12 protein-coding genes, 1 tRNA gene and 1 pseudogene are annotated in these 10568 nt (G+C 57.7%); 7 read left to right on the top strand and 7 right to left on the bottom strand.

Annotation, left to right across the window (positions count from 1 at the left end):
• The 4 genes and pseudogenes from ACIQZK_RS10065 to ACIQZK_RS10080 all read left to right on the top strand — a co-directional run.
• A pseudogene (locus tag ACIQZK_RS10065) lies at positions 1-181 on the top strand (hypothetical protein); the annotation flags it as partial.
• Positions 178-657 carry a type II secretion system protein GspM gene (gene gspM, locus ACIQZK_RS10070; RefSeq protein WP_397576013.1) on the top strand — a complete coding sequence of 160 codons (480 nt, stop codon included), beginning with the start codon at positions 178-180 and terminating at the stop codon, positions 655-657. The pseudogene ACIQZK_RS10065 and the gene gspM, both read left to right, overlap by 4 nt.
• Positions 654-1349: a type II secretion system protein N gene (gspN, locus tag ACIQZK_RS10075; RefSeq protein WP_397576014.1), complete on the top strand. Its 696-nt coding sequence runs from the start codon at positions 654-656 to the stop codon at positions 1347-1349. The genes gspM and gspN overlap by 4 nt, the downstream gene beginning before the upstream one ends.
• Before the next feature lie 74 nt (positions 1350-1423).
• Positions 1424-2125, top strand: coding sequence for a prepilin peptidase (locus ACIQZK_RS10080; protein ID WP_397576015.1), 702 nt, complete (start codon positions 1424-1426; stop codon positions 2123-2125).
• Between the two features lie 148 nt (positions 2126-2273).
• Here ACIQZK_RS10080 and ACIQZK_RS10085 read toward each other — a convergent pair.
• From ACIQZK_RS10085 to ACIQZK_RS10095, 3 genes are all read right to left on the bottom strand, one after another.
• Positions 2274-2360: transfer RNA gene (locus tag ACIQZK_RS10085), tRNA-Leu, on the bottom strand.
• Positions 2361-2736: 376 nt separating this feature from the next.
• Complete coding sequence (gene metW / locus ACIQZK_RS10090) at positions 2737-3330, bottom strand: methionine biosynthesis protein MetW (protein WP_397576016.1); 594 nt, start codon at positions 3328-3330, stop codon at positions 2737-2739.
• The gene (locus ACIQZK_RS10095) at positions 3327-4448 is read right to left on the bottom strand and encodes a homoserine O-acetyltransferase (protein WP_397576022.1); all 1122 of its coding nucleotides are present in this window, start codon (positions 4446-4448) and stop codon (positions 3327-3329) included. The genes metW and ACIQZK_RS10095 overlap by 4 nt, the downstream gene beginning before the upstream one ends.
• 111 nt (positions 4449-4559) lie before the next feature.
• Here ACIQZK_RS10095 and hisC point away from each other — a divergent pair, with 111 nt between their 5' ends.
• Positions 4560-5657 carry a histidinol-phosphate transaminase gene (gene hisC, locus ACIQZK_RS10100; RefSeq protein WP_397576017.1) on the top strand — a complete coding sequence of 366 codons (1098 nt, stop codon included), beginning with the start codon at positions 4560-4562 and terminating at the stop codon, positions 5655-5657.
• Entirely contained in the window at positions 5657-6562 is a 906-nt protein-coding gene (locus ACIQZK_RS10105; protein WP_395634927.1) for a prephenate/arogenate dehydrogenase family protein, read from the top strand. The genes hisC and ACIQZK_RS10105 overlap by 1 nt, the downstream gene beginning before the upstream one ends.
• On the opposite strand, the gene ACIQZK_RS10110 is transcribed toward ACIQZK_RS10105, so the two are convergent.
• The 4 genes from ACIQZK_RS10110 to ftsE are packed head-to-tail and all read right to left on the bottom strand — an operon-like array spanning position 6559 to position 9385.
• On the bottom strand, positions 6559-7245 hold the full coding sequence (locus tag ACIQZK_RS10110) for a lysophospholipid acyltransferase family protein (protein ID WP_397576018.1): 687 nt from the start codon (positions 7243-7245) through the stop codon (positions 6559-6561). The two genes, ACIQZK_RS10105 and ACIQZK_RS10110, sit on opposite strands and share 4 nt — an antisense overlap.
• A 3-nt stretch (positions 7246-7248) precedes the next feature.
• Positions 7249-7779, bottom strand: coding sequence for a YdcF family protein (locus ACIQZK_RS10115; protein WP_397576019.1), 531 nt, complete (start codon positions 7777-7779; stop codon positions 7249-7251).
• Complete coding sequence (locus ACIQZK_RS10120) at positions 7776-8672, bottom strand: cell division protein FtsX (RefSeq protein WP_397576020.1); 897 nt, start codon at positions 8670-8672, stop codon at positions 7776-7778. Before ACIQZK_RS10120 ends, ACIQZK_RS10115 begins: the two co-directional genes overlap by 4 nt.
• Positions 8672-9385, bottom strand: coding sequence for a cell division ATP-binding protein FtsE (ftsE, locus tag ACIQZK_RS10125; protein WP_397576023.1), 714 nt, complete (start codon positions 9383-9385; stop codon positions 8672-8674). The genes ACIQZK_RS10120 and ftsE overlap by 1 nt, the downstream gene beginning before the upstream one ends.
• 137 nt (positions 9386-9522) lie before the next feature.
• Here ftsE and ACIQZK_RS10130 point away from each other — a divergent pair, with 137 nt between their 5' ends.
• The gene (locus tag ACIQZK_RS10130) at positions 9523-10419 is read left to right on the top strand and encodes an MJ0042-type zinc finger domain-containing protein (RefSeq protein WP_397576021.1); all 897 of its coding nucleotides are present in this window, start codon (positions 9523-9525) and stop codon (positions 10417-10419) included.
• Positions 10420-10568: the final 149 nt, after the last annotated feature.

Raw genomic sequence — 10568 nt, forward strand, 5'->3', positions numbered from 1 at the left:
GGTGCGTGACATGCGCTTTGGCCAAGATGGCGTTCTGTCGGTCGTTTTGGCCGCGCCAAGTTCCGACAATATCAACCAGACACTAATCGCCATACAGCAGGATGGTTTTCCCATCACCGCCACACCGCGTACAGACGCGACGGGCGCGACGCTGGTCGATCTGACGATGAGGATGCCATGATAGCTGCAGCACGTGTGTGGTTTGCTGCACTGACGCGGCGTGAGCAATGGCTGGTCGGTTCAGCCGGCGGGCTGACGGCGTTTGTGGTGCTGGTCTTTGGGATTATCATGCCGGTTTTATCCGCCGTCGAGCAGGCAACACTTGACCATGACGCCGCGGTGCAGCGCCGTGGGCGCATTGTCGCAACGGTCGATGCCGCACTGGCAAAGCCACGCGTTGCCCCTGCAACGGCTCCGGCCAATATCGATCTGCTGATTACGCAGAGTGCGGGCGAAAAGGGCTTTGATATCATAAAGTCCGGCAATGCCGCGCCGGGCCAGATTAGCTTTCGTATCGAACAGGCGCGGGCGCCCGCTTTGCTTGCCTGGCTGACGGAGCTTGAGGCGCAGAACATATCGGTAAGCGGCCTCACATTGCGCACAGGCACGAATGGCAGCGTCACCGTCGATGTCCAATTGCAGCAGGATACACCATGAGCCGCCGCCTTGTCGTCGCCAGTGCAGTGTTGCTGATACTGTCGGTGATCCTGTTCATGCCGCTGCGGACCATTGTGGGCGGTGAGGGCATTTCGGCGCGCAAAGTGGACGGCATCATCTGGGACGGTTCGATCCGTGACTTGCGCCTTGGCAAATTGCCCATTGGCGATGTGAATGCGCGTCTTTTGGTCGGGCCACTGTTTTTGGGCCGTGCGGACATCCTATTGTCGCGGGGCAACGCCCCCTATCGGCCCGGATTTACAGGGACAGTGTCGCGCGGTTTTGGCAGCATGTCCGTCAATAATCTGAACGCAACACTTCCGGTTGCTGCACTCTTTGCGCCTTTTCCAGCTGAAAATATCCAATTTGAAGGCTTCTCGGCGAAATTCGCGGCTGGCCGGTGCATGCAGGCAGGGGGGCAAGTTCGCCTGATCATGTCGGACAGTTTGCCCGGGCTGAACCTGCAAAATGGCATGCTTGGGCAACCGCGCTGTGACGGTGCGGGACTATTGCTGCCCTTGGTCAGCCAATCGGCCATGGAGCGCGCTGACATCCGGCTGTCCGCGGACGGCAGCTACACGGTGACCGTCACGCTTGAAACCGAGGCGGCAGAGCAGGGTACGATGCTGACGCTTGCCGGGTTCCGTCCGGTCGCTGGCGGCTATCGCCTTGTGCAAAAGGGCCGGTTCTGAACAGCGGTCTGTTACATGTCAGCAATGTAGTTGCGGGATTGCCTTTATGGTTCCTGCTCGCATCACAACTTATAGTGGGAGCCATCTGGGGAAGCTTCGTCGCCGCGATGTGCAGCCGGTGGCCGACGGGCAAAACTGTGGCAACGGGGCGCTCTCACTGCGATACTTGCGGACATCAGATTGCTGCCTACGACCTCGTTCCAATTGCCTCTTACCTATTGTTAAAGGGCAAATGTAGACATTGCGGTGGGCGCATTGGACTTCTGCCTTTGACAACCGAATTGATCGCAGCCTTAATCGGTGCCGTGTCCGCTCTCCTGCTTCCGGCAGAGCAAGCCATCGCAGCTGCTGTGTTTGGCTGGCTATTACTTCCGCTCATCATACTGGATTATCAGCACCTTTGGCTACCAAACCGCCTGGTGCTTTTGTTAGCGGTCATGGGTGTTCTGGCAGGTCCGATGCTCACACCCAACATCGCCTGGACAGGCAGGGCCACAGGAATGTTGGCCGGCTTTTTGAGCTTGGAAATTATCAGGCAGGCGTACAAATTTTTTAGGAAACATGATGGCATGGGGGCTGGCGATCCTAAACTCTTTGGCGCTTTGGGGATCTGGTTGGGTTGGCAGGCCCTGCCGATAACGTTGTTGATTGCGAGCGTCATCGGACTAACTGTGGTTTCCAGCCTACATGTAATCGCCAAACATCAGCGCGATGCACTTCCATTTGGAAGCTTTCTTGGCGTTGCAGCATTCGCCGTCGTCTTGATGGGCTTCTAATGAGGCGTATCTCCCTTAAGCCCTGTAAACCAGATGCTCACGAAAGCGTCTGCCCATAGCGAAAATCATAAAACCTATCCTAAACTGGCCTTTTGAGAGCTGGCTGGGGTCAGGTTTTTGCGTGTCTGGGTGAGGAATACAGGCTGTCTGGTGCGGCCAAGAAGACTCGAACTTCCACGGGCTTTCGCCCACAACGACCTCAACGTTGCGCGTCTACCAATTCCGCCATGGCCGCACGCGCCTCGACAGGTAGGAGGGGGCCACTAGCAAAGCCCGTTGACCGGCGCAACAGGCTTTATCGGTTTAGCAATGCTCGGGGCATTGTCGCAAATCGGCGCAGCATGAAACTTGGCCGGCGATTGGCCGTATTTCGCGGCAATGGCGCCGCTAATTACATGCATTAACTCTTGCCCGCATTCCTTATGTTTGTCGCAGCAGCTGCCACCGGAGGCCCCGTCCAACGGTGCGGTGCGCATTGCACCTGCTGTGGGCGCGCAAAGCATAGCAAAACAGGATCGCCAAATCAGTGCGCGTGAAACCAAGCCGATGGTTGAGTTTTACTAAAGGGCCATATGCTCGCCGCAATATCGGCGTACCTGTTCGACGCTGGACTATTTTCGGCGCAGTTTGAACACCGCATGTTGCGCCAGCAGGTTGGCGAAGCGATCGGCGCGGGGCTTGTTTCCAGATAGAAACCACTGGCCCTCAATCTCAATATTCCGTTCGTGTAACAAGCTTCGGAAATCGTCGATGGTCACATGGTGGATATTGGGTGTGTCGTACCAGAGATGTGGAAGTTGCTTCGTGACGGGCATACGTCCGCCAAACATATGGGCAAAACGGATCCGCCACTGCGCAAAGTTGGGGAAGGAGACAAATGCCTCCCGCCCGATCCGGACCAGGTGGTCGAGAACCAGATCCGGTCTTTTGGTCGTCTGCAATGTCTGGCTGAGAATGGCATAATCAAAGCTGCCGTCTGGATATTCCGCCAAATCGGTGTCGGCGTCGCCTTGAATGACGGATAGGCCCCGGGATACTGAGGTCGCAACATCGTGCGCATTCAGCTCAAGACCGCGGGCATCGACATTTTTGGTATCGCGCAACGCGGCCATCAACTGCCCGTCACCGCAGCCAACATCAAGCACACGGGCCCCCGCGCGGACTTCGCGGGCGATGATGGCAAGGTCAGGACGAAGTGCGGTCATGATCGCTCTCCTGCGCGCAAGAAACCGTCCACGATGCGGTTCATCTCCGGCGCTTCCAGCAAGAAGGCATCATGGCCAAACGGGCTTGATAGCTCAACGAAACTGACCGCAGCACCTGCGGCGTTCAACGCGTGAACAATGCGCCGCGATTCCGCGGTCGGATATAACCAGTCACTGTCAAAACTGATCAGGCAAAAGCGTGTCTTTGTGCCTGCAAATGCCTTCGCCAAAATGCCGTCATGCTGTTCGGCGAGGTCAAAATAGTCCATCGCGCGCGTGATGTAGAGATAGCTGTTGGCGTCAAAGCGGTCGACAAAGCTAAGCCCTTGATAACGCAAATAGCTTTCAACCTGAAAATCGGCATCAAATCCGAAGCTTTTGGCATCGCGGTTTTGCAGGCGGCGGCCAAATTTCTCGGTAAGGCCGGCCTCCGAAAGATAAGTGATGTGCGCGGCCATACGGGCAACGGCGAGGCCCGATGATGGCGCCTCATGGCCATAATAAGCGCCATTGTTCCAACGCGGGTCCGCCATAATGGCCTGACGCCCGACCTCGTGAAAGGCGATATTCTGTGCGGAATGGCGGGCGGTAGACGCAATCACGACCGCAGACTTCACGCGCTCGGGATATAAGGCTGCCCAGCTTAACGCCTGCATGCCGCCCATCGATCCGCCAACGACGGCCTCAAGCGTTTCAATGCCCAGATGGTCAAGCAAGAGCGCCTGCGCGCGCACCATGTCGGGGATGGTGATGACGGGAAAGGCCATCGCGTAAGCTTCGCCCGTTGTGGGGTCTATGCTGGCGGGGCCCGAAGAGCCCATGCAGCTTCCCATGACGTTGATGCTGATGATACAATGCCGTGCGGGGTCGATGGGCTTGCCTGCCCCGACCATACGCGTCCACCAACCGTCCTTGCCCGTCACAGGATGCGTGGACGCCACATATTGGTCGCCGGTCAGCGCATGGCAGATGAGAATGGCGTTCGATTTATCGGCGTTTAATGCGCCATAGGTTTCATATGCGATATCGACAGGCGCAAATTCCGCGCCGCTGTCCAGTCGCACTGGTCCCAGCAGGTGAGCCTTTCTATCCAGACCGAAACGCGTATCTTCTTGCATACGCAACGCCATATCAGCGTGGCCGTGCGAAACAATAGAAACTCTTTCATGTGGGTTGGCCAAATCGGGCGAACGTTGCGCTTCGTTGCGTGCGCCGCTATGGCCACGGGCATGAACACGCCTACCGCCAAACCATGGATCGAAGCGATCAGCGCCTATACCCCCGGCAAAGCAAAGTCGGATGATGGACGGGTGTTGATAAAATTATCCGCCAACGAAAATCCGCTTGGCTGCAGCCCACATGCGGCCGCAGCGCTTGTCGATAAAGGCGCGTCGCTTGCGCGTTACCCTGACCCCGCCAGCACTGCGCTGCGCGAGGCATTGGGCGCTGCCTATGAAGTCGACAGCGACCTGATCGTTTGTGGTACCGGTTCTGACGAACTGCTGAACCTGATCGCCATGGGCTATGCTGGCGCTGGCGATGATATCATTTATGTCCGCTACGGCTTTTCGGTGTACGACATCGCCGCGCGGAAGACCGCGGCCAATGTGATTGTCGCCCCTGATAAGGATTATGGCACGGACGTGGATGCGTTGCTGGCGTTGGTGACGGATAAGACACGCGTGGTTTTCGTGGCAAATCCCAATAACCCGACCGGCACCTATTGCAGCGACGCCGAAATCGCACGGCTTCATGCTGGCCTACCGGGTAACTGCGTCCTTGTTTTGGACCAAGCCTATGGCGAGTATCTGGAAGATGACGGCCCTGCCGCGCTGGAGCTTGCACGTCAGCATGACAATGTTTTGATTACGCGCACATTTTCCAAAATCTATGGCCTTGCCGCCGAACGCATTGGCTGGTGCTATGGTCAGGCTGGCCTGATCGCGACGCTCAACCGCGTGCGTGCGCCGTTCAACGTGACGGCTGCAGGGCAAGCCGCAGCGATTGCCGCGCTTGGGGATACGGAGTTCGTCGTGCGCAGTCGCCAGCATAATGCCGAATGGCGCGACTGGATGGCGGCCGAATGTGCGGCATTGTCGAACCATGGCGTGAAAGTCATCCCGTCGCGGGCGAACTTCCTGATGATATTGTTTGAAGGCAATTGCAGCGCGGAAGCTGTCTATAATGGTCTTATGGACCAAGGCTATATCGTACGCTGGTTGCCGGGTCAGGGCCTTGGCAGCGGGCTGCGGATTACCATTGGTACTGAGGATGAAAATCGCGGTGTCATGGCGGCGTTGCGCAAGATACTGGAAGCAAACGCCTGATGCTGCCGTTTGCGCGTTTAACGGTGATTGGGCTCGGGCTCATTGGCTCGTCCGTCGCGCGCGCCGTAAAGGCGCACATGCCGTCGGTGCGGATTACTGGTCATGATGCCGACCCGCTTGTCCGTGCGCGCGCGGTCCAATTGGGCATATGCGACGATGTTACCGATACCGCTGGCGCGTCCGTCATCGACGCCGACCTTGTCATATTATGCGTGCCGGTAGGCGCGATGGGAGCAGTGGCGGCGGACTTCGCCTCGGACCTGCCTGCCGATGCGATTGTCAGTGACGTCGGCTCATGCAAGCAAAGCGTCGCGGAGGCGCTTGCGGCTGTTCTGCCCAACGCGATGATCATTCCCGCCCATCCCGTTGCGGGTACGGAAAAAAGCGGCCCCGATGCCGGTTTTGCAACCCTGTTCAAAGGGCGGTGGTGCATATTGACGCCGCCCGAAAATGCGCCAGAGGCGGCTGTCGAACGCTTGCGCAGTTTTTGGCAGCGCCTTGGCGCGGATGTCGAAATCATGGATGCGCGCCACCATGATATGGTGTTGGCGGTAACCAGCCATCTGCCGCATCTTATCGCTTATACGATTGTCGGAACCGCCGATGATCTGGAAGGCGTGACGCAAAGCGAAGTTATCAAATATTCCGCTGGTGGCTTTCGTGATTTCACCCGCATCGCCGCGTCTGATCCCGTCATGTGGCGCGACGTGTTCCTGTCGAACAAGGACGCCGTTCTTGAAATGCTTCAGCGTTTTTCGGAAGATTTAAGTGCCCTGCAACGCGCCATCCGCTACGACAAAGGCGAAGAGTTGGAGGCGTTGTTCAGCCGCACGCGTGACATCCGGCGGTCGATTGTCGAACAGGGCCAAGATGACGACGCGCCCGACTTTGGACGCAAGCATTAATTCAGTGCGTTAATCGCCGCATGCACCCGCGCTTCGATTTCTTCGCGCGGCAAGCCCGTGGGCAGTTCTTCGCCGACCTTGTACGTAATCGTTCCCGATTTCCAGATACCGGTCTTGCGCGGGCTTAACGTGCCGCTGTTGACCGCAATGGGCACGACGGGCAGGTTGATGAGCTTATACAGTCCGGCAAATCCCGATTGCAGCGGCGGCTGGCTGCCCGGCGCGACGCGCGTGCCTTCCGGGAAAATCACAATGGGTCGCCCGTCCGCAATCATCTTTCTTGCCAAAATGAGCATAGCGCGCAATGCGGAAGCGCCGCCATTGCGGTCAACGGGTATCATGCCATAAGCGCGCGCTGCGGGCCCCCAAAAGGGTATGTCGAACAATTCTTTTTTGGTGACCACAGCGGGCTTGTTGAACATGCGGGGCATGTCGATCGTCTCAAACATGCTTTCATGCTTGATCGCATAGAGCACGGGCTTGTGCGGCAGGTGGCCCTCAATTTTAATCGTGATGGCCAAAATCCGGCGGTAGCAGGCATATTGCCAACGCGACCAACCGCGCACCGCCCACTGCATTAGCGGAATCGAAAACCATTGCGCGAAAAACGCTATGGCCACGAAAAACACCGATCCCGTGTAGAAAATGGCAATGTATAAGGCAGATCGGATCAACGCGATCATCGGTTACATACCCAGCAGAGACGCGACAGCCCGCAACCAATATTTATTATATTCTTTGAACAGCCCACCCAGCGATGGGCGGGTCGATACGGCATCATTGGTGACAGCCACATTGGCGGACAATTCCCGGTCAAGTTCAAAGCGTGCGCGTCGCATATGCCAATCATGCGTAATAAGCCGCAAACTGGTCACTTTGTTCCGCTTGGCCCATGCTGCCGTTTCCAATGCGTTCGATCTTGTGTCGACAGACTGGAAACCCAGATCGATGCAGCATTTGAAATATTTGGACGAACCCGGATATTGCGCGGCAAGTTCACGCGGTTTGACGTCGCGGTCGACCCCGGAAATCAGCATTTTTCGCGACTTGCCAGATGCCAATATCTCAAGCCCGCGGTCAATCCGGTTTGGCCCGCCCGTCAGGACAACGACGGCGTCGGTGGGCGTGATTGCGGCGGGTTGCGGCAAAAGCAATGCAAACCAGGCGAAGCCAAGCATCCAGACAAGCAAGACAAAAGCAATGGACCGTCTGATCATAAGATTCTCTTCAACGCCGAAATCACCGTCATACGCGCCATAAGCATAGCAAGCGCCATGACGGCAAGCGGAATGAACGCGAGGATTGCCCAGCCATAATAGGGGAAGTGCGCGCCAGACAAAAGTCCGGGCTCAACTGCTGCGAACCGGCCACCCACGGTAATGATAACAACCGCTGCCACAATGAAGCCCACGATGCCGCCGAGCAACGCATCCAAGGCTACGCGGCGCTGGAACAGGCGTGCGGCCTGAACATCGGTGCCGCCCATCATATGCATAATCTCTATCGTTTCACGATGGGTATTCAGCGTGCTTCGAACCGCCAAAATCACGACAGCCGACGTGGCGACGAGCAGTAATAGGAACATAGCGGCCGCCAGCCATAATAGCGCGCGCATGAGTTCGAAAAACGGCGCCATCCAGCTGCTGTGCGAATCCACCCGTATATTAGGCGCAACCGAACGGAGCGTTGACTGTAAGCGGGTGAGCGTTTCGGCAGCGGGGACGGAAGCGAAGCGCACATCGACCAATGCCGGGACGGGAACATCTGCGTCAATCACGCCCGCGCCCAGCCATGGTTCGAGCAAAGCACGCACTTGTGCATCCGGCACGGGCTTTACCTCTGCAATGCTGTCCAACTTGCGCAGCGCGCGGGTGACCGCGGCACGTTGCGCTGCGCGCTGTGCAGGGTCTGACTCGATGATTTGGATGGTAACGTGCCGTGCGAGGTCCTGACCCCCTTGGCGCGCGGCCTCAGCCAATGTCAGCCCAGCTGCCGCCACCAGCAATGTCAGAAACAACATGATGGCAATCACCCATGGCATCGGCCCCGACAAACGGCCTTCGGGGATAAGCTTGCGGTCATGCTCAGGAAGGGCGAAATCCAGCAGCATCAGTTGTCCAAAACCAATGGCCGTGGCGGGTGACGCAAAGATCCGGTGGGGTCAGACAAGCGACCCTTGTCGAGCCGCATCATCTGCGCGCCTTCAATCTCTTGAAGCAAATGGATGTCGTGCGTTGCGACCACAACCGTCGTTCCCAGCTTGTTCAGCGCGGCAAATAGCTGAAGCAACCGGCGGGCCATTTCCGGATCGACATTTCCCGTCGGCTCGTCGGCCACAAGTATTTCAGGGCGGCCGATAACCGCACGGGCAATGGCGACCCGTTGCTGTTCACCGCCCGAAAGCGTCGCTGGCCGGGCATCTGCCCGTTCGGTAAGGCCAATCCACGCCAACATTTCGGTGACTGGGCAGCGCAAATCCTTTTCTTGAACGCCCGCAATGCGCAACGGCAGAGCGATATTGTCAAAGGTCGACAAATGCGCAACCAAACGGAAGTCTTGGAAAACGACGCCAATCCTGCGCCGAAACCCCGGCAAGCGGTCGCGCGGCAAGGTGATGGTGTCATGCCCGAACATGCGCATTGCACCCCGGCTTGGGCGATGCGCGAGATATAATAATTGCAGCAATGATGTTTTGCCGGCACCCGATGCGCCGGTCAGAAAATGGAAGCTTCCGGGGTATAAAGTAAAGCTGATGTCGGTGAGTGTTTCCACCCCCGCTCCGTATCTTAGCCCGACATTGTCGAATTCCACCACGCTCTGCATCAATGCCACAAATGCCACAAACGGCGTGACGGGGCAAAGGCTATTCATGCGACCAGCCGCCGATGAACCTCCTCCGTCCACAGCATTTTATGAAAGCAGGGTTGCAAGTCACCGGCGGCTGCTGTTTATGCGCAGAGATGCTGCTCGTCTGTCCTTCCTGCCGCACACGTTATGCTGTCCCTGACAATGCCGTTGGGGTTGACGGTCGCCAAGTGCGCTGTGCCAACTGCAAACATAGCTGGTTTCAGGCAGCGGTTGCGCCACAGGTAACGCCGGCACCCGCCGTTGTTGAACCCGTCGATACGCATAGCGCGCCACCCGCCGAAACAACACCGCCAACGCAGGCGGCGCCACCGGCTACGCCCGTGGGTGAGCCTGCGCCTGCACCCGTTCCGCAATCTGCGCCAGCGACGTCCGTTGCGCCAAGTTCGCTGGACGCAGAACGCAATAATGCTGCCGGTGCGGATGAACCTGCATTTCCAACTTTTGCCGAAACGCGCGCGGTTCAGCCTGAACCAGCGAAAGCCTCTGCGGAACCTTCTGTGCCGCGCGGCGGATTGTTGGACGATGCGCCTGCGCAGAGCCATTTTGCCCATGAACCACCGTTCAAGGCCCGCCGAAAACCGGTCAAGATGTGGATGATCGCGGCTGTCGCCTTTGCCATTTTGGTGGCAGCTATTGGCGGCGCTATATCCTATTTTGGAATGCCCGGTTTCAGCATTTCAAGCGCGGCCGCGGAGCCCGATCTGACCATCGTGTTGAACGACAATCTCGAACTCAACGAACGCGAAGATGGCACGCCTTATTTCATCGCCAGCGGCAGCATCGTCAATCCGACCGCCGTGGAGCAAAATGTGCCTGAAATGCTGGTAACGCTGAAGGATGCGAGCAAACGACCCGTTTACAGCTGGAAAATGAAGGCAAAGACACGCACGCTTGGCCCCGGAGAAAAGGTCGATTTTAGCGAGGCACGGCTCGACGTTCCGCTGGCCGCCAAAGAAATCAGCGTCGGCTGGGTCCTGTCCGGCGAATAAGGGCGCGCTATTTAGCCCGTGCATTCCATGCGGTCCGCGTATTTGGCACAAGGTCACTTGAACTCACAGACGCACTTGGCTATGCGCTCCCCACGGCCAACAGGCCAGCGCCGCCTTAGCTCAGTTGGTAGAGCATCGCATTCGTAATG

The sequence above is a fragment of the Sphingorhabdus sp. genome, from assembly GCF_044338195.1.
Taxonomy (GTDB): domain Bacteria; phylum Pseudomonadota; class Alphaproteobacteria; order Sphingomonadales; family Sphingomonadaceae; genus Sphingorhabdus_B.

Coding starts and splice junctions, on each gene's coding strand:
- gspM (WP_397576013.1), top strand. CDS start 178: ATGATAGCTGCAGCACGTGTGTGGTTTGCTGCACTGACGCGGCGTGAG.
- gspN (WP_397576014.1), top strand. CDS start 654: ATGAGCCGCCGCCTTGTCGTCGCCAGTGCAGTGTTGCTGATACTGTCG.
- metW (WP_397576016.1), bottom strand. CDS start 3,330: ATGACCGCACTTCGTCCTGACCTTGCCATCATCGCCCGCGAAGTCCGC.
- ACIQZK_RS10095 (WP_397576022.1), bottom strand. CDS start 4,448: ATGCAAGAAGATACGCGTTTCGGTCTGGATAGAAAGGCTCACCTGCTG.
- hisC (WP_397576017.1), top strand. CDS start 4,560: ATGAACACGCCTACCGCCAAACCATGGATCGAAGCGATCAGCGCCTAT.
- ACIQZK_RS10105 (WP_395634927.1), top strand. CDS start 5,657: ATGCTGCCGTTTGCGCGTTTAACGGTGATTGGGCTCGGGCTCATTGGC.
- ACIQZK_RS10110 (WP_397576018.1), bottom strand. CDS start 7,245: ATGATCGCGTTGATCCGATCTGCCTTATACATTGCCATTTTCTACACG.
- ACIQZK_RS10115 (WP_397576019.1), bottom strand. CDS start 7,779: ATGATCAGACGGTCCATTGCTTTTGTCTTGCTTGTCTGGATGCTTGGC.
- ACIQZK_RS10120 (WP_397576020.1), bottom strand. CDS start 8,672: ATGCTGCTGGATTTCGCCCTTCCTGAGCATGACCGCAAGCTTATCCCC.
- ftsE (WP_397576023.1), bottom strand. CDS start 9,385: ATGCAGAGCGTGGTGGAATTCGACAATGTCGGGCTAAGATACGGAGCG.
- ACIQZK_RS10130 (WP_397576021.1), top strand. CDS start 9,523: ATGCTGCTCGTCTGTCCTTCCTGCCGCACACGTTATGCTGTCCCTGAC.